The organism is Streptomyces sp. NPDC048516 (assembly GCF_043199875.1).
Taxonomy (GTDB): Bacteria; Actinomycetota; Actinomycetes; order Streptomycetales; family Streptomycetaceae; genus Streptomyces.
This window is the reverse complement of sequence record NZ_JBICWS010000003.1, coordinates 83,092-101,013: the sequence shown is the minus strand read 5'-3', so window position 1 is coordinate 101,013 and position 17,922 is coordinate 83,092. Positions and strand designations below refer to the sequence as shown.

The 17,922-nt window shown below is 72.5% G+C and carries 13 protein-coding genes; 12 read left to right on the top strand and 1 reads right to left on the bottom strand.

Going from position 1 to position 17,922, the window contains the following annotated elements:
* Positions 1–92 precede the first annotated feature (92 nt).
* The 8 genes from ACGFR7_RS07720 (at position 93) to obgE (ending at position 11,281) form a co-directional block, all read left to right on the top strand.
* Entirely contained in the window at positions 93–2,018 is a 1,926-nt protein-coding gene (locus ACGFR7_RS07720) for a TIGR03960 family B12-binding radical SAM protein (RefSeq protein ID WP_393314466.1), read from the top strand.
* Positions 2,019–2,096: 78 nt separating this feature from the next.
* Positions 2,097–2,669: a GNAT family N-acetyltransferase gene (locus tag ACGFR7_RS07715; RefSeq protein WP_393314463.1), complete on the top strand. Its 573-nt coding sequence runs from the start codon at positions 2,097–2,099 to the stop codon at positions 2,667–2,669.
* A 53-nt stretch (positions 2,670–2,722) separates the two neighbouring features.
* Positions 2,723–3,871 (top strand): hypothetical protein, encoded by a 1,149-nt coding sequence (locus ACGFR7_RS07710; protein WP_393314460.1) that lies wholly within the window; start codon positions 2,723–2,725, stop codon positions 3,869–3,871.
* 48 nt (positions 3,872–3,919) lie between these two features.
* Entirely contained in the window at positions 3,920–4,720 is an 801-nt protein-coding gene (locus ACGFR7_RS07705; protein ID WP_393314457.1) for a TIGR03936 family radical SAM-associated protein, read from the top strand.
* Positions 4,721–4,940: 220 nt separating this feature from the next.
* Entirely contained in the window at positions 4,941–8,840 is a 3,900-nt protein-coding gene (locus tag ACGFR7_RS07700; RefSeq protein ID WP_393314454.1) for a ribonuclease E/G, read from the top strand.
* Between the two features lie 234 nt (positions 8,841–9,074).
* Positions 9,075–9,395, top strand: a complete 321-nt coding sequence (rplU, locus tag ACGFR7_RS07695) for a 50S ribosomal protein L21 (RefSeq protein WP_006605648.1) — start codon at positions 9,075–9,077, stop codon at positions 9,393–9,395.
* 14 nt (positions 9,396–9,409) lie between these two features.
* Positions 9,410–9,667 carry a 50S ribosomal protein L27 gene (gene rpmA / locus ACGFR7_RS07690; RefSeq protein WP_018088248.1) on the top strand — a complete coding sequence of 86 codons (258 nt, stop codon included), beginning with the start codon at positions 9,410–9,412 and terminating at the stop codon, positions 9,665–9,667.
* A gap of 177 nt (positions 9,668–9,844) precedes the next feature.
* On the top strand, positions 9,845–11,281 hold the full coding sequence (gene obgE, locus ACGFR7_RS07685) for a GTPase ObgE (protein WP_393314450.1): 1,437 nt from the start codon (positions 9,845–9,847) through the stop codon (positions 11,279–11,281).
* A 157-nt stretch (positions 11,282–11,438) separates the two neighbouring features.
* Here obgE and ACGFR7_RS07680 read toward each other — a convergent pair whose 3' ends face one another.
* Complete coding sequence (locus tag ACGFR7_RS07680; protein ID WP_393314447.1) at positions 11,439–13,526, bottom strand: hypothetical protein; 2,088 nt, start codon at positions 13,524–13,526, stop codon at positions 11,439–11,441.
* Positions 13,527–13,967: 441 nt separating this feature from the next.
* Between ACGFR7_RS07680 and proB the strand changes: the two genes are divergently transcribed.
* The 4 genes from proB to ACGFR7_RS07660 all read left to right on the top strand — a co-directional run bounded on the left by proB (position 13,968) and on the right by ACGFR7_RS07660 (position 17,887).
* The gene (gene proB, locus ACGFR7_RS07675) at positions 13,968–15,092 is read left to right on the top strand and encodes a glutamate 5-kinase (protein ID WP_393314444.1); all 1,125 of its coding nucleotides are present in this window, start codon (positions 13,968–13,970) and stop codon (positions 15,090–15,092) included.
* Positions 15,093–15,329: 237 nt separating this feature from the next.
* Positions 15,330–15,824: a hypothetical protein gene (locus ACGFR7_RS07670; protein WP_393314441.1), complete on the top strand. Its 495-nt coding sequence runs from the start codon at positions 15,330–15,332 to the stop codon at positions 15,822–15,824.
* Between the two features lie 72 nt (positions 15,825–15,896).
* Positions 15,897–17,165 carry a glutamate-5-semialdehyde dehydrogenase gene (locus ACGFR7_RS07665; RefSeq protein WP_393314438.1) on the top strand — a complete coding sequence of 423 codons (1,269 nt, stop codon included), beginning with the start codon at positions 15,897–15,899 and terminating at the stop codon, positions 17,163–17,165.
* 62 nt (positions 17,166–17,227) lie between these two features.
* Positions 17,228–17,887, top strand: coding sequence for a hypothetical protein (locus tag ACGFR7_RS07660; RefSeq protein ID WP_393314435.1), 660 nt, complete (start codon positions 17,228–17,230; stop codon positions 17,885–17,887).
* Positions 17,888–17,922 lie beyond the last annotated feature (35 nt).

The window sequence follows — 17,922 nt, the reverse complement described above, 5'->3', positions numbered from 1 at the left end:
GGGTGCCGCGGGCTGCCGGATCGCCGTGCGAGGGGGTGGTTTCGAGCGGTTACGCTTGAGAGTCGCCCCCTGCCAGCTCACGAAGGTTCGAGATGTCTGCCGAGTCGGTCTTCCCGCAGCTCGAGGCCCTGCTCCCGCATGTGCAGAAGCCCATTCAGTACGTCGGCGGTGAGCTGAACTCCACCGTCAAGGACTGGGACTCCTGTGATGTGCGGTGGTCGCTCATGTACCCGGACGCCTACGAGGTCGGTCTGCCCAACCAGGGCGTCATGATCCTCTACGAGGTCCTCAACGAACGCGAGGGCGTGCTGGCCGAGCGCACGTACAGCGTGTGGCCGGACCTCGAAGCGCTGATGCGTGAGCATCACGTCCCGCAGTTCACCGTCGACGCGCACCGCCCCGTCGGCGCCTTCGACGTGCTCGGTGTCTCCTTCTCGACCGAGCTGGGCTACACCAACCTCCTCACCGCCCTGGACCTCGCCGGTATCCCCATGGAGTCCAAGGACCGCACGGAGGACCACCCGATCGTCCTGGCGGGCGGCCACGCGGCCTTCAACCCCGAGCCGATCGCGGACTTCCTGGACTGCGCGGTCGTGGGCGACGGCGAGCAGGCGGTGCTGGAGATCACCGAGATCATCCGCGCCTGGAAGGCCGAGGACCGGCCCGGCGGCCGCGATGAGCTGCTGTTCCGCCTGGCGAAGACCGGCAGCGTCTACGTCCCCAAGTTCTACGACGTCGAATACCTGGCCGACGGGCGGATCTCCCGCGTCGTGCCGAACCGCTCCGGCGTCCCGTGGCGGGTGTCCAAGCACACCGTCATGGACCTGGACGAGTGGCCCTACCCCAAGCAGCCCCTCGTCCCCCTGGCCGAGACCGTCCACGAGCGGATGTCGGTCGAGATCTTCCGTGGCTGCACCCGCGGCTGCCGTTTCTGCCAGGCCGGCATGATCACGCGCCCCGTACGGGAGCGAAGCATCACCGGCATCGGCGACATGGTGGACAAGGGTCTGAAGGCCACGGGATTCGAGGAGGTCGGCCTGCTGTCGCTGTCCTCCGCGGACCACACCGAGATCGGTGACATCGCCAAGGGGCTCGCCGACCGGTACGAGGAAGACAAGATCGGCCTGTCGCTGCCGTCGACCCGGGTGGACGCCTTCAACGTCGATCTTGCCAACGAGCTGACGCGCAACGGCCGTCGCTCCGGTCTGACCTTCGCGCCCGAGGGCGGCTCCGAGCGGATGCGCAAGGTCATCAACAAGATGGTCTCCGAAGAAGACCTGATCAGGACCGTCTCCACGGCCTACGGCAACGGCTGGCGGCAGGTGAAGCTGTACTTCATGTGCGGTCTGCCGACCGAGACCGATGAGGACGTGCTCCAGATCGGCGACATGGCGGTCAAGGTCATCGCCGAGGGCCGCAAGGTCTCCGGACAGAACGACATCCGCTGCACGGTCTCCATCGGCGGCTTCGTGCCCAAGCCGCACACGCCGTTCCAGTGGGCGCCGCAGCTGTCGGCGGAGGAGACGGACGCCCGTCTCGAAAAGCTCCGGGACAAGATCCGCGGCGACAAGAAGTACGGCCGCTCCATCGGCTTCCGCTACCACGACGGCAAGCCCGGCATCGTCGAGGGCCTGCTCTCGCGCGGCGACCGCCGCGTCGGCTCGGTCATCCGCGCCGTCTACGAGGGCGGCGGCCGCTTCGACGGCTGGCGCGAGCACTTCTCCTACGACCGCTGGATGAAGGCCGCCGAGGAGACGCTGCCGGCGTTCGGCGTGGACGTCGCCTGGTACACCACCCGTGAGCGGGAGTACGAGGAGGTCCTGCCCTGGGACCACCTCGACTCCGGTCTGGACAAGGACTGGCTCTGGGAGGACTGGCAGGACGCGCTGGACGAGACCGAGGTCGAGGACTGCCGCTGGACCCCGTGCTTCGACTGCGGCGTCTGCCCGCAGCTCGACCTCGACATCCAGATCGGTCCCACCGGCAAGAAGCTGCTGCCGCTGACCGTCGTCAAGTAGCGCCTCCCGTACGCCTCTTCGGCCCGGCCCCGCACCCCGCGGTGGCCGGGCCGCGGCGTGCTCCCGCACAATGACGTGATGCCGCCACAGCTCATCGCCCCCACCGCCCGCGTTCATGCCTCGTTCCTCGCCGCGATGGAGGAGTTCCGCGCCGACGGCGCCGAGCACGTACCGCACTCCAACCTCGCCCGTGAGCTGCGGACCTGGGCCACCCGCTGGCCGACCGCGGAGGGGTTCGCCGAGTACGTCGACGCGATCAGCGGCGCACCGGGCGAGGAACACGCCGACGGTGTGGTCCCCAAGACCACCCGGTGGTGGGTGGCGGACGGCAGCTACCTGGGACGGGTCACCTTCCGCCACCGCCTCACCGACGAACTCCTCCACTACGGCGGCCACATCGGCTATGCCGTACGCCCCGGTGCCCGCCGCCGCGGCCACGCCACCGCGATGCTGCGCGCCGCACTGCCGGTCGCCCGTCACGAGCTGGGCATCGACCCGGTGCTGGTCACCTGCGACCACACCAATCCCGGCTCGCGTAAGGTCATCGAGGCCTGCGGCGGGGTCTTCGAGGACCAGCGGGGCGAAAAGCTGCGCTACTGGATCCACGCGGCCGCACCCGCCGCCGGACAGCAGCCGCACCGGCACCCCTGAGGGGCCGCGGGCCACGCGGTACGACGACGGAAGAACACAGGGGGAGGGGTCGAATGGAGCCCACCGACAACGACCGGCGGGTGCCCGCCCGTTACGAGCCGGGCGAGGGCTGTGTGACCCAAGTGGTCCGTATTCCGGTACGGATCGTGGTGCTGGTGCTCGTGGTACCGGTGCGCCTGGTGTGGGATGCACTGACCGCCACCGGCCGGGCCGTCGACCGGAGCGTGCTGCGCCCCCTCGGGCGCGGCCTCGCCCGCCTGTGGCGCGCCCTCGTGGTCGTCCCCCTGGCATGGACCTGGCGCACCCTCGTGGTGCTCCCGCTCGGGTGGACCTGGCGCACGCTGGTCGTCGCCCCCCTGGGGTGGCTGTGGCACGCCGTCCTCGCCCCGGCAGGCCGGGGGACGGGCAGGGCGGTGGCGTGGCTGGTGCGGCATCTGCTCGTGCTCCCCGTGCAGTGGCTGTACACGCACGTGCTGACGCCGGTGGGGCACGGCATCGCCTGGCTGCTGCGCGGACTGGGCGCTGCCCTGCTGTGGCTGGGCCGCGCGTTGTTCGTGTGGCCGTGGGTGACCCTGTGGCGGTATGTACTGGCGCCCGTCGGCCGGGGGACAGGCGCGGTCCTGGCGTGGCTGGTCCGTTGGCTCGTCGTCGTCCCCGCCCAGTGGCTGTACACCCAGGTGCTGACACCGGCCGGACGGGGCCTCGCCTGGCTGGTGCGCGGCCTCGGCACCGCTCTCGCCACCCTCGTGCGGTGGCTGGTGATCGTGCCGCTGGTCACCCTGTGGCGGTATGTGCTGGCGCCTGCCGGGCGGCTGCTGGCCGCCGTGGTGACGGTGGTGGTGCGCGAGGCCGGGTCGGCGTTCGGGCACTGCTGGCGGGCCGCCGGGATCGTCTCCCGGGCCATCGGCCGCTTCTGCGGCACCGTCCTGCGGTGGCTGCTCGTCGAACCGCTGCGGTGGGTGTACCGCACCGTGCTCACCCCGCTCGGGCACGGCATCAGGGACGGCATCTGGCGGCCGGTCCGGCAGGCCCTGCACACCGCCCGCGCAACCGTGCGGCAGACCCGCAGGGAGATCCGGCGGGCACTGTTCGGCGCCCCCGCAAAGCCCCGGCCGGCCGGGGCTGCCGAGCCCCGGCGGGAACCGGGAGGCTCCGGCACACGTACTCTAGGTAGCAGTACGACCGCACTCACGAAGGACTGAACGACACTGGGCAAGCGACAGCCCGAAGGCCCGCCGCCCGCACCGGCGGTGCAGCGCATCCGACTGCGCTACACCAAGCGCGGCCGCCTCCGGTTCACCAGCCACCGCGACTTCCAGCGCGCTTTCGAGCGGGCGCTGCGCCGCGCCGAGGTCCCCATGGCCTATTCGGCGGGCTTCACCCCGCACCCCAAGGTGTCGTACGCCAATGCCGCCCCCACCGGTACGGGCAGCGAGGCCGAATATCTGGAGATCCAGCTCACCGAGCACCGCGATCCGGACTCGCTGCGCACCCTGCTCGACGCGTCGCTGCCGGACGGGCTCGATGTGACCGACGCGGTCGAGGCCCGCACCAGCGGCCTGGCCGACCGGCTCCAGGCCTCGGTGTGGGAGCTCCGGCTCGACGGGGTCGAGCCCCAGGAGGCCGAGCGCGCGGTCGGGGCGTTCCTCGCCGCGGACGAGGTGCTGGTCGAGCGGCGGACGAAAAACGGCATGCGGACCTTTGACGCGCGGGCCGCGGTGACGCGTCTGGAGGCCGCCGGTCACGCCGGCGATAGGCCCGACGGCAAAGCCTGTGCGATACTGCGGCTGGTTGTTCGGCATCTGACACCTGCCGTTCGACCCGACGACGTCCTGTCCGGCCTCCGAGCTACGGCCGACCTGGCGCCGCCGGTCCCCGCAGCGGTGACCAGGCTGGCGCAGGGGCTGCTCGATGAGGAGACCGGCGCGGTGACCGACCCGCTTGCGCCCGACCGCGACGCTGCCACGGCCGCCCCACCCACGGCCGCCGGGCTGAGTGCCGCGAAGGTGACGAGCGGGGCCTCCCCGGCAGCCGGGGACGGTACTGCGTAGGAGCGCCGTCGTCGCGTCGCCGATCAGCCAGGGAGCCACCCCGGTCCGGCAGACGCACTGACCAGGAGACTTTCGCCGGTCCCTGCCCTACGGGGACCGGCGAGCGAGACGACAGCTCCCGTGCGGCGCCCACGCCCCGGACAGCGGGACCGCGCTCATCACGCGGACCGCGGCCGGAACAAGGCGCGGCGCCCGGGAGCGTGACGGGAGAACCGCCCGCATGCTCGAGCCCATTGAGCCCACCCGCGCCACGCAGTCCCAGGACCGTGGTGCCGACGACAACCACTCACCCAGCGACACGCTGCCGCCGCGCCGCCGGCGCCGTGCGGCCTCCCGGCCGGCCGGTCCTCCGGTGGCCGGCGCCGCCGGAGCCGAGGTGGTGAGCACCGAGGCCACCGCCGCTCCCGCGGCCGGTCCGGCCCTCGACGAGGAGGCCGCCGCCTCCGCGGTGACCACCGGCGACGAGGCCAAGCCGGCCCGTAGCCGCCGCCGCGCGACCCGTAAGGCCACCGCCCCGGCCGGAGCGCCGCAGCCGGCCGGTGGCGAGCCGGCCGAGGTCCCCGCCGAACCCGCTGCCGAGACGCCTGCGGCCGCCGCAGAATCGCCCGCCGAGGCGCCGGCCGAGGCACCGCAGACCGAGGACGCCGCGCCGCGCCGTACCCGCCGCCGGGCGACCCGCAAGGTGACCGCCCCGGCCGGTTCCCCGCAGCACGAGGACGCTCAGGAGCCGGCCGCCGCGGAGCGCGCGCCCGCCGCCCCGGCCGCCGTGGAAGAGCCCGCGCCCGCCGCGCAGCCCGCCCCGGCCGCCGCCGAGGAGACCGAGGACGCCGCGCCGCGCCGCAGCCGCCGCCGGGCGACCCGCAAGGTGACCGCTCCGGCCGGCGCCTCGCAGGTGAGCGACGCCGACGAGGCCGCCGACGGCAGCGCCGCGCCCGCCGCCGAGGTCCGGACCGCTGCGCCGGCCGCCCGCCCCGAGACCGCCGAGGAGGCCCCGGCCGCCGCCGAGGACGCCAAGCCGGCCCGTTCCCGCCGCCGCGCCACCCGTAAGGCCACCGCCCCCGCCGGTGCGCCGCAGGCCGCCGGACAGACCGCGGAAGCGGAAGCCGAGCAGGCCCCGGCCGCCCAGGCCGAAACCGCCGAGGTCGAGACGGCCCAGGCCGAGACAGCCCAGACCGAGACCGCCGAGGCCCCCCGCCGCCGCGCACGCCGCCGCGGTGAGCGTGCCGCCGAGCCCGCCGCCGAAGCGCCCCGCGCCGAGGAGGAGCCCGCGCAGGAGGCGCCGCAGCGCGGCCGCCGCCGGGCGCAGCGGCCGCCGACGGCCGTCTTCCAGGCGCCGGTCTTCACCGAGCCGATGTTCCAGACGCCGGAGACCGCGGCCGCCGCCGCTGCCGCGGCGCGCCAGGAGGAGACCGCGGCCGAGCCGGCCGTGGAGGAGCAGCCCGCCGCCGGTGCCCGCCGCCGTCGCCGCCGCGGCGCCCCGGCCGAGCCCGAGCAGGTGTCCGCCCCGGCCGAGGAGCCGGCGGCCGAAGAAGCCGAAGCGGCGGCCGAACCGGAGCCCGAGCAGGCCGTGAGCGACCAGGGCGAGGACGAGGCCGACGGCCGCCCCTCGCGCCGTCGCCGCCGTGGTGGCCGTCGCCGCCGTCGTGGTGAGTCCGCCGAGGGCGCCGAGGAGCAGCCCGCCGAGGGCCGCGGCGCCGAGGAGCGCGAGAGCGACCGGGCCGAGCCCGAGGAGGTCGACGAGCAGCCCGAGGCGGAGGAGGAAGCCGAGGAGCAGCCGGGCGGCGGCTCCAGCAGCAGCCGCCGTCGCCGTCGCCGCCGCCGTCGTACCGGTGACGCCGGCGAGGACGGGGCCGGCGGCACCGACGACCCGGAGCGCACGGTCGTCAAGGTCCGCGAGCCCCGCAAGAAGGACGAGAGCACCAGCGCCGACGAGGTGCAGTCGATCAAGGGATCGACGCGTCTGGAGGCCAAGAAGCAGCGCCGCCGTGAGGGCCGCGAGCAGGGCCGCCGCCGGGTGCCGATCATCACCGAGGCGGAGTTCCTGGCCCGCCGCGAGGCCGTCGAGCGGGTGATGGTCGTCCGCCAGAGCGGCGAGCGCACGCAGATCGGCGTCCTCGAGGACAACGTGCTCGTCGAGCACTTCGTCAACAAGGAGCAGGCGACCTCGTACGTCGGCAATGTCTACCTCGGCAAGGTGCAGAACGTCCTGCCGTCGATGGAGGCCGCCTTCGTCGACATCGGCAAGGGCCGCAACGCCGTGCTGTACGCCGGTGAGGTCAACTTCGAGGCGCTGGGCATGGCCAACGGCCCGCGCCGTATCGAGACCGCGCTGAAGTCCGGCCAGTCCGTGCTGGTGCAGGTCACCAAGGACCCGATCGGCCACAAGGGCGCCCGGCTCACCAGCCAGGTCTCGCTCCCCGGCCGTTACCTGGTCTACGTGCCCGAGGGCTCGATGACCGGTATCAGCCGCAAGCTCCCCGACACCGAGCGGGCGCGGCTGAAGCAGATCCTCAAGAAGATCGTCCCCGAGGACGCGGGCGTCATCGTCCGCACCGCCGCCGAGGGGGCGAGCGAGGACGAGCTGGCGCGCGACGTCCAGCGGCTGCAGGCGCAGTGGGAAGAGATCCAGAAGAAGGCGAAGGCCGCTTCCACGAGCTCCCCGTCGCTCCTGTACGGCGAGCCGGACATGACCGTCCGGGTGGTCCGCGACATCTTCAACGAGGACTTCTCCAAGGTCATCGTCAGCGGTGACGACGCGTGGCAGACCATCCACGGCTATGTCGCGCACGTCGCCCCGGACCTCACCGACCGGCTGCAGAAGTGGACTTCGGACGTTGACGTCTTCGCGACGTACCGCATCGACGAGCAGCTGATGAAGGCGCTGGACCGCAAGGTCTGGCTGCCCAGCGGTGGTTCGCTGGTGATCGACAAGACCGAAGCGATGATCGTGATCGACGTCAACACCGGGAAGTTCACCGGTCAGGGCGGCAATCTCGAGGAGACCGTCACCAGGAACAACCTGGAGGCGGCCGAGGAGATCGTGCGCCAGCTGCGGCTGCGCGACCTCGGCGGCATCGTCGTCATCGACTTCATCGACATGGTGCTGGAGTCCAACCGGGACCTGGTGCTGCGGCGGATGCTGGAGTGCCTGGGCCGGGACCGTACGAAGCACCAGGTCGCCGAGGTCACCTCGCTCGGCCTGGTCCAGATGACCCGTAAGCGGGTCGGCCAGGGCCTGCTGGAGTCCTTCTCCGAGTCGTGTGTGCACTGCAACGGCCGTGGCGTCATCGTCCACATGGACCAGCCGGCCGTGGCCGGCGGCGGTGGCAAGCGCAAGAAGAAGGGCAAGGGCGCCCAGCCCGAGCCGCACGTCCACGAGGCCGAGGCCGAGGAGACGCCGGACGGCGGCGCGCCCGAGCTGGAGCCCGCCCCCGTGACGGAGGCCGAGCTGCAGCCCGCGGTGGAGGGGACCGACGAATGGTTCGGCAGCCCGGCCGAGGCCGAGGCGGCCGCCGGACGCGGCCGTGGCCGCCGCCGGGCGAGCCGGAAGGCGTCCGCTCCGGCGGGTGCCCCCAAGGCCACCGGGGAAGCCACCGAGATCGTGGTGCCCGCCGAGTCGGTGCCGGCAGCCGAGCCGGAGAAGGCCGCGCCGCCGGAGAAGGCCCCTGAGCCGGTCGCCGAGGCGCCGGCCGCGGAGCCCGCACCGGCCCGTCCGCGCCGCCGGGCGACCCGGAAGGTGTCCGCTCCGGCGGGTGCCCCCAAGGCCGCCGGGGAGGCCGCCGAGATCGTGGTGCCCGCCGAGCCGGCGCCGTCGGCCGGGCCGGCCGGCGAGCCGGAGCCGGCCGAGGCCGCGGAGCCCGCCGAGGGCGCCGGGGCGGAGGCGGAGCCCGCGGCCAAGAAGACCGCGAAGAAGACGGCGGCCAAGAAGGCGACCGCCAAGAAGACCGCGGCGAAGAAGACCACGGCCAAGAAGACGGCGGCGAAGAAGACCACCGCCACCGCCAAGAAGGCCACGGCGAAGAAGACCACCGCCAAGAAGGCCACGACCAAGAAGGCGGCGGCCAAGAAGTCCGCTGCCGCCGAGCAGTCCTCGGCGGCGCAGGCGGAGGGCGTGGCGTAAGCCGCTTCGCAGTACAGCCGTGCCCCGGACCGTCGGCGGTCCGGGGCCGGTTTGACCCCCTGGTCAAGGCCCCGTAATCTTGACCGTCGGTGTCTGTGACACCGAACCCCTGAGCAAACACCTCTCGGTCCGCCGAGGGAGGCCGCTCGTCCACTCGGATTCCACGGGCCCCATCCCGAGCCCGTGTGAGCGGCTGGCATCAGAGGATCCGTTCCTAGCGAAAGAGAGTTCCGCGTGTACGCGATCGTGCGCACCGGCGGACGCCAGCAGAAGGTTGCTGTTGGCGACGTCATCGAGGTTGACCGCATTTCCACCAGCAAGGTCGGCGACACCGTCGAGCTCTCCACGCTGCTGGTTGTCGACGGCGACTCGGTCACCAGCGACCCGTGGGTCCTGGCCGGCGTGAAGGTCCAGGGCGAGGTCGTCGACCACCACAAGGGCGACAAGATCCGGATCCAGAAGTACAAGAACAAGACCGGTTACAAGAAGCGGATCGGCCACCGCCAGCTCCACACGGCGCTGAAGATCACCGGCATCGACGCTCCGGCGAAGTAAGGGACTGAGGAGACATGGCACACAAGAAGGGCGCATCGTCCACTCGGAACGGTCGCGATTCCAATGCTCAGCGGCTCGGCGTGAAGCGCTTCGGCGGTCAGGCCGTCCTCGCCGGTGAGATCCTGGTCCGCCAGCGTGGCACCCACTTCCACCCGGGCACGGGCGTCGGCCGCGGCGGCGACGACACCCTGTTCGCCCTGGCTGCCGGTGCGGTGCAGTTCGGCACCCACCGTGGCCGCAAGGTCGTGAACATCGTTCCGGTCGCCGAGTAATCACGGCCTGACCGAGCGATAGCTCAGCATCAGCATCACTCAGGGGCGGACCGCCTTCTCCCGCGCGAGCGGGAAGGCCGGTCCGCCCTTGCGTGTTAGTACAGAGACATGCGCGCAGGGCCGATACATGCGCGCAGTACAGCGACATACCCGTAGTTATCTGGAGGCACCCCCACCATGACCACCTTCGTGGACCGCGTCGAGCTGCACGTCGCCGCGGGTAACGGAGGCCACGGCGTGGCCTCCGTGATGCGGGAGAAGTTCAAGCCGCTGGGCGGCCCGGACGGCGGCAACGGCGGCCGTGGCGGTGACGTGATCCTGGTCGTCGACCAGGACGTGACCACCCTTCTCGAATACCACCACCACCCGCACCGCAAGGCCACCAACGGCCAGCCGGGCGCGGGCGACAACCGCTCCGGCAAGAACGGCCAGGACCTGGTCCTGCCGGTTCCCGACGGCACCGTCATCCTGGACCGCGCGGGCAATGTGCTCGCCGACCTCGTCGGCCAGGGCACCACCTTCGTCGCCGGCCAGGGCGGCCGCGGCGGCCTCGGCAACGCCGCGCTGGCTTCCGCCCGCCGCAAGGCCCCCGGTTTCGCGCTGCTCGGCGAGCCCGGTGAGGCCCGCGACATCGTGCTGGAGCTCAAGACCGTCGCGGACGTCGCGCTGGTCGGCTACCCGAGCGCCGGCAAGTCCTCGCTGATCTCGGTGCTCTCCGCCGCCAAGCCCAAGATCGCCGACTACCCCTTCACCACCCTGGTGCCCAACCTCGGTGTGGTGACGGCCGGTTCGACCGTCTACACGATCGCGGACGTCCCCGGCCTGATCCCCGGCGCGAGCCAGGGCAAGGGCCTGGGCCTGGAGTTCCTGCGGCACGTCGAGCGCTGCGAGGTGCTGGTGCACGTCCTGGACACCGCGACCCTGGAGTCCGACCGCGACCCGGTCTCCGACCTCGACACCATCGAGGAGGAGCTGCAGCAGTACGGCGGCCTGGACAACCGGCCCCGGATGGTCGTCCTCAACAAGATCGACGTCCCGGACGGCAAGGACCTCGCCGATTTGGTCCGCCCCGACCTGGAGGAGCGCGGCTACCGCGTGTTCGAGGTCTCCGCGGCCGCCCACACGGGCCTGAAGGAGCTGTCGTTCGCGCTCGCCGACGTCGTCTCCAAGGCCCGCGCCGCCAAGCCCGTCCAGGAGGCCACCCGTATCGTCATCCGGCCCCAGGCCGTGGACGACGCCGGCTTCACGGTCACGGAAGAGGGCGAGAACTTCTTCCGCGTGCGCGGCGAGAAGCCCGAACGCTGGGTCCGCCAGACCGACTTCAACAACGACGAGGCCGTCGGCTACCTCGCCGACCGCCTCAACCGTCTCGGCGTCGAGGACGAACTGCGCAAGGCCGGCGCGCACGCGGGCGACGGCATCGCCATCGGCCCCGAGGACAACGCGGTCGTCTTCGACTGGGAGCCGATGATGGCGGCCGGCGCGGAGATGCTGGGACGGCGTGGCGAGGACCACCGTATGGAGGCGCCCCGGCCGGCCGCGCAGCGCCGCAGGGACCGGGACGTGGCACGGGACGAGGCCGACCAGGAGTACGAGGGCTTCAAGCCCTTCTGAGGCCGCCGGGCGGTCCGCCGGACGGACCGCCCTGTGGTCGGGGCCCGCTCAGCGGGCGCGGCAACGGGGAAGGCCCCCGGGAGGAGATCTCCCGGGGGCCTTCCCCGTTGTACGGTGCCGTGCGCCGCGGCCGAAGCCGTGAGCGGCCCGCTGCGGCCTAGACGGCGGCCGTGGTGTCCGAGGCGCCGCTGGCCTCGTGCCCGGCCGTCTCGGAGGCGTCCATGTCCTCCTGCGAGCGCTGGCCGGGGATACCGGACAGCCGGTTCTCCATCCGGATGCGTCGCTCGTCGGCCTTCGCGGCCAGATCCAGCGCGGCCTGGTTGAACCGGACCGACGACGGCGGGTCCGACGGGCCCAGCAGGTGCTCCTTGAGCTCGGCCCGCTCCGCGGCCAGGGTGTCCTGCTCCGGGTTGCGGACCGCGTCGAGGAGGCCCGCCACCTCGTGCGCGTCGGGCGTGAGGATCGTCGCGGCCCGCACCGTCGGGAAGTTCGCCCGGAAGTCGTCCTCGCTCATCCCCGAGGTGTTGGCGACCGCGTACGGCTTCTCGCTGCTCAGGTAGTCGGAGACCACGCTGGAGACATCACTGATCAGCACGTCGGCCTGGTTGAAGCAGCTGAAGATGCCGGGGCGGGCGGTGGTGATGATGCGGTGCTCCCACCGGGGGAAGGAGTTCCAGTACGCCGCCTCCCAGGCGGTGACGGCCGCTTCGACGGCGGCCGCGCGGCCCTCCTCGGGGGTGCCCTGCAGCCCCATCCTCTCCAGCTCGTCCGCGCTCTTGCGGAACGCGGAGGTGGTCAGCGCGTTGAGCTCCTCGGTGCGGCGGGCCAGCTCGGCGGCGGCCTCCGCTCCGGGTGCCTCTCCGCTGCGCCGGGTGTTCGCCTCCGTGATCATCGCCTGGATGCGGGTGTTGGCGGCGCCCGCGCGCGGGTCCACGGAACCGGTCATCGGGTGCGGCTTGTACAGCAGCCGCACGTTCTCGTCGGCGAGCAGTTCGCGGACGATGTTCTCGCCCGCCAGGATCACCGAGGTGTTGCCCGGGTTGCCGTCCCAGCCCTCCCAGGTCGGGGCGTACAGCACGGTCGTCATCCGGTCGGCCGGGGCGCCCATGTACGGCTGGATCGGGGCCAGCTGGGGGCGGCCGACCTCGATGACGTCCTTGTCCTCGACGCCGATGTCGGCGAGCTGGTAGCGGTCACGGGCCGCCGGGCCCGCCACCCACACCTCGTCGTACGCCTTGGCGTACGGGTTGCAGGAGGACAGCTTGTCGCTCTCGCCGTGGTTGGTGAAGGCGTGCTTGATGGAAGGGATGCGCAGGATCTGCGAGGTCTTGCCGGAGTTCGCCGGGTGCAGCAGGACCTTGAGCGTGGAGTGCTCCAGACGCATCAGGTTGGCGACCTTGGGGATGCAGACGATCGGCACGTCCGTGGCCTCGATCTTCTGCACCATGAAGCGCTCACGGAGCACGATGATCGGGTTGCCGTCCAGGGAGGCCAGGGTGCTCAGCCACATGTTGGCCTGGTAGGCGGAGGAGGAGCCGCCCGAGAAGTACATGCCGACCGTCGGCCGGTACTCGGCCAGCCAGTCGTCCAGCCACGCCAGGGCCTGCTTCTCGCTGGCCACCCGCTTCTTGGGCAGCAGCCAGGTGCCCAGGTAGAGGGTGCCGCCGGCGGACAGGGTCAGGGAGACGGCCAGGCCGATGCCGCCCCAGTACGCGTCCGTGGTGATCGAGGTGAGCATCATGCCGACCGTGGTGGGCACGGAGAAACGCAGCAGCCGCCGGCCCGTCTGGCGGGAGAGGATGCGCGGCGGGGCGTCGCACAGCCGCAGCGCGCTCGCGTCGATGTTGCGGGTCACGAACGGCAGGCTGCGGGTCCTGCGGACCAGCACCGCGACCGCCTGGCACACGAAGTGGGTGCCGTAGAAGAGGAGCAGCGTGATGGTGAGCGGCGCCTGCTCCTCGAGCGGGTTGATGCCGTCGATGTGCAGCAGGCCGACCAGTATCAGCATGTCGCGCAGCAACTGGCGCACCGTGACATCGAACCGGATCCGGCCGAGCACCGCGAGCAGGCCGGGCTGCTTGTGCTGGAGGACCAGGTCGAGACCCAGGTTGACCACGGATGCGGCGATGAACAGCGGGATGACGGGCAGCAGCGCACCGACCAACTGGGCGGTGAAGGCGACCATCATCGCGAAGAGTGCCGCGAGCTGGACGGCTCGGCGGGGGGCGATTCCGGCGGAAGGCACGGGGGAGGGCTCCTGGCAGCACGAAAGGTCAAAGGGGAGGCCGAGGGGGGCGGCCGGGTCCCGCGCTGCGACACCGCCGGAGCGGCGAAACGGGACCGATGGACACCCGACCGTATGACCTTGTTGGCCTTGGTGACAATCTGCTGTGGGTCTCATCACCGCGAAAGCGGACCAATCGAACGCAACCTCTTGGCCTCGGCTTCCCTCTTAAGGAAAACCGCGCGGGCGGGGAAAGGCACGGAAGCAAGGCCCGGCATTTCGGCCCCTATTCTGCGCCCTCCGCCGGGTGCCTCGGCCGGCCGGGCCCCGCCCGCAGGGCGTCCGCCAGGCAATATCACGAAGCGCCCGGGGTCCGCCCTGCCGTAGATTGCGCCCGTAGGGCCGTGGTGCGGGTCGGGCAGTAATCCCCCGTACGGCGGTGGGATCGGCGAGCACAGGGGTATGCAGGTGGCAGGCGCAAGGCAGGACGTGAAGGACGCTCGCCGGATCGTGGTGAAGGTCGGCTCGTCCTCGCTGACCACGGCCGCCGGGGGACTGGACGCGGACCGCGTGGACGCGCTGGTGGACGTGCTGGCCAAGCACCAGGACAAGGAGATCGTGCTGGTCTCCTCCGGAGCCATCGCGGCCGGGCTGGCGCCCCTGGGGCTGGCCAAGCGGCCCCGCGACCTGGCCCGGCAGCAGGCCGCCGCCAGCGTCGGCCAGGGCCTGCTGGTCGCCCGCTACACCGCGTCCTTCGCGCGCTACGGCCGCCGGGTCGGCCAGGTTCTGCTGACCTCCGACGACACCAGCCGCCGGGCGCACTACCGCAACGCCTACCGGACCCTCGACCAGCTGCTGGCCATGGGCGCCGTGCCGATCGTCAACGAGAACGACACCGTCGCCACCGACGAGATCCGCTTCGGTGACAACGACCGGCTGGCGGCCCTGGTCGCCCACCTCGTCCGCGCCGACCTGCTGATCCTGCTCTCGGACGTGGACGGCCTCTACGACGGCGATCCGTCCGCCCCCGGTACCTCCCGGATAGCGGAGGTCGGCGGCCCCGAGGACCTGGAGGGCGTCTCCATCGGCAGCGCGGGCAAGGCCGGGGTCGGCACCGGCGGCATGGTCACCAAGGTCGAGGCGGCCCGGATCGCGGCCGCGGCCGGCATCCCGGTCGTCCTGACCTCCGCCGTGCACGCCGCGGACGCCCTGGCCGGCGGCCCGACCGGCACCCACTTCCTGCGCACCGGCCGCCGCTCCGCCGACCGGCTGCTGTGGCTCGCGCACGCCTCCACACCGCGCGGCGCCCTCGTCCTGGACGACGGCGCCGTACGGGCCGTCGTCGAACGGCGCTCCTCGCTGCTGCCGGCCGGCATCGCCTCCGTGGACGGTGAGTTCTCCGCCGGTGACCCGGTCGAGCTGCGGGACGCCGAGGGCCGCGCGGTCGCGCGCGGGCTCGTCAATTTCGATGCGAGGGAAATCCCCCGATTGATGGGCCGTTCGACCCGCGATCTCGCCCGCGAGCTGGGCCCCGCCTACGAGCGGGAAGTCGTGCACCGCGACGATCTGGTGCTGCTGCACCCCTGAGGCCGCCCTCCGGCCGACGGTCATCACGCTCCGTGAACCCCTCCCGCCATGCGGTGCGGAGACCGGCCTTTCCGTGGAGACCTTGGGGAAAACGCCCCCGCGACGGGCCGCGGGCTGGTCAACTTTGTTGCGGGGACGCCGTAGGGGAGCGGCACCCGCAGCGCGCGAGCGCACCCGCCGACGTACGAGGCTCCGCACCCCCGAGGGTGGAGCGATTCGCATCACAGGAGGCCGCCGGTGAGACGAGGGCGCCCGGAAGCGCTGCCCCGAGGGACGGCGGAGCGCACGCTGACCAGCGTCGGAACCGGCGAGGACACCGGCCGGCCGGACGAGCGGAGCGCCCAGCGGGACGGGGCGGCACAGCGCGGACCGGACACCGGGCGGCGCGAGACGTCCCGGCTGTGGCACATCACCCTCAGCGTCTCGGGCGCCGAGGCCCCGCTGAAGGAGGTCCGGCGCGCCCTGGAACAGCTCGCCCACGACCACCCCTTCCTGCTGACCAGCCGCTACGCCAACGACCACGCCGAGATCCGCTACTGGGAGGAGGCGCGGGACCTGCACGACGCCGCGGCGGTCGCGCTGCGGCTGTGGGGCGAGCACCGCTCGACGGCCAAGCTGCCGCCGTGGGAGATCGTCGGCCTGGAGGTCATCGACCGCGAGACCTATCACCATCGGGTAGCGGAGGGTTACGGTCCGCCCCCGGCCTCACCGGTCGGCGTCCACCCCTTCTGACCCGCGGTCGTCCGCGTCCCGCGCTGTGAGATACGGCGTGGCCGCGGCCCGCCGCCCCGTTAGGCTGCGGCCATGACCAGCAGCGCATCGCACACCTCGCCCGTCCTCGAGACCGCCCGCCGCGCGCGGGAGGCCGCCGCCGTCCTGGCGCCGCAGCCGCGTACGGCCCGTGACGCAGCGCTGCTCGCCATCGCCGACGCCCTGGTGGAGCGGACCGACGCGATCGTCGCCGCCAACGCCGAGGACATCGCCAAGGCGCGGGCGGCCGGCACCGCCGAGTCGGTCGTGGACCGGCTCACCCTCACCCCCGAGCGGATCGCGGCCATCGCCGCGGACGTCCGCCAGGTCGTGGCGCTGCCCGACCCGGTGGGCGAGGTGGTGCGCGGCTCGACCCTGCCCAACGGCCTCGACCTGCGGCAGGTCCGGGTCCCGCTCGGGGTGATCGGCATCATCTACGAGGCCCGGCCCAATGTGACGGTGGACGCCGCGGCCCTGTGCCTGAAGTCCGGCAACGCGGTGCTGCTGCGCGGCTCGTCCTCCGCCTACGCCTCCAACAGCGCTCTGGTGGACGTGCTGCGCGACGCCGTACAGAGCACCGGGCTGCCCGCCGACGCGGTGCAGCTGGTGCCCGGCGAGAGCCGTGACTCGGTGCGCGAGCTGATGCGCGCCCGCGGCCTGGTCGATGTGCTGATCCCGCGCGGCGGTGCCTCCCTGATCCGGACGGTCGTCGAGGAATCCACGGTCCCGGTGATCGAGACCGGCACCGGCAACTGCCACGTCTACGTCGACGAGGCCGCCGACCTCGACATGGCCCTCGACATCCTGGTCAATTCCAAGGCCCAGCGGCCCAGCGTCTGCAACGCCGCCGAGACGGTGCTGGTGCACGCCGGGATCGCCGAGAAGTTCCTGCCGCGCGCCCTGCAGGCGCTGACCCAGGCCGGCGTGATCGTGCACGGCGACGCCGCCTGGCAGCAGGCCGGCCCCGGGCTGGTCGCCCCCGCCACCGACGAGGACTGGGCGACGGAGTACCTCTCGTACGACATCGCGGCCGCCGTGGTGCCCGACCTGGACGCCGCGGTGGCCCACATCCGGCGCTGGACCTCCGGTCACACCGAGGCGATCGTCACCACGTCGCAGGCCGCCGCCCGCCGCTTCACCCAGTTGGTGGATTCCACCACTGTCGCCGTCAACGCCTCCACGCGTTTCACCGACGGCGGCCAGTTCGGCTTCGGCGCGGAGATCGGCATCTCGACGCAGAAGCTGCACGCCCGCGGCCCGATGGGACTGCCCGAGCTGACCTCCACCAAGTACATCCTCACGGGAGACGGCCACACCCGCTGAAGCGTCCCCCGGATTCCCCGTTCTCTCTGCCCAAAATGAGCGCCCGGGGCTAACCTGGACGGGTGCCGGACGACGTGGGGGGCAAGCCGTTCCCGGACGGTGAAGAGCCCGACGAGCGCCACCACGGGAGCCACGGAAAAGCGGACGAAGAATTCGCCTCCGTGGTCTTCGACGAGGAATTCGTCCGGTCCGCGCAGATTCATGAGCCCTCGGCGGTCGAGCGGATGCTGGCCGCCGCCGAGGCGCGCGCGGAGGCCGAGGCGGCCCGCTCCGGATCCGGCTTCGGCTCCGAGAGCGACGACCCGGACGAGACCGGCCTGCGCAGCCACCGCCGCGTCCGGGGGAGCGACGACTTCGACGGGTCCACCGACTACGCCGAGTACGACGACGGTGAGTTCGGCGACTACCCGCCCTACGGCCCGTACGGCCCCTACGGCGGCGCGCTGCGCCCCTACCGCAGCAGTACCCGCTGGCACCGCCCCGTCGCCTGGGTGCTGGCCGTGGTGATGGGTATCGGGCTGGTCGCGCTGGCCTTCAGCGCCGTCTACCGCGGCTCCTCGGGACGGACCCAGAGCCCGGCACCGGCGCCCACGTCCAGCGGCGTGGACGCCCCCGCCACGGGTGTCGCGGACAGCGTCCGCACGGCGGGCCCCGGCCTGCCGTCGCTGCCGTCGGCCGAGCCCCTGCGCCCGTCGTTCCCGGCGGTGCCCGGGCCGCACTGACGCCGTGTGCGCTGTGCCCGCAAAACGCGTTTTCG

Bases quoted from the DNA above. Each gene is read 5' to 3' on its own strand.
- ACGFR7_RS07665 (WP_393314438.1), top strand. From the start codon at position 15,897: ATGACCAGCAGCGCATCGCACACCTCGCCCGTCCTCGAGACCGCCCGC.
- ACGFR7_RS07720 (WP_393314466.1), top strand. From the start codon at position 93: ATGTCTGCCGAGTCGGTCTTCCCGCAGCTCGAGGCCCTGCTCCCGCAT.
- obgE (WP_393314450.1), top strand. From the start codon at position 9,845: ATGACCACCTTCGTGGACCGCGTCGAGCTGCACGTCGCCGCGGGTAAC.
- rpmA (WP_018088248.1), top strand. From the start codon at position 9,410: ATGGCACACAAGAAGGGCGCATCGTCCACTCGGAACGGTCGCGATTCC.
- ACGFR7_RS07715 (WP_393314463.1), top strand. From the start codon at position 2,097: ATGCCGCCACAGCTCATCGCCCCCACCGCCCGCGTTCATGCCTCGTTC.
- proB (WP_393314444.1), top strand. From the start codon at position 13,968: ATGCAGGTGGCAGGCGCAAGGCAGGACGTGAAGGACGCTCGCCGGATC.
- ACGFR7_RS07700 (WP_393314454.1), top strand. From the start codon at position 4,941: ATGCTCGAGCCCATTGAGCCCACCCGCGCCACGCAGTCCCAGGACCGT.
- ACGFR7_RS07710 (WP_393314460.1), top strand. From the start codon at position 2,723: ATGGAGCCCACCGACAACGACCGGCGGGTGCCCGCCCGTTACGAGCCG.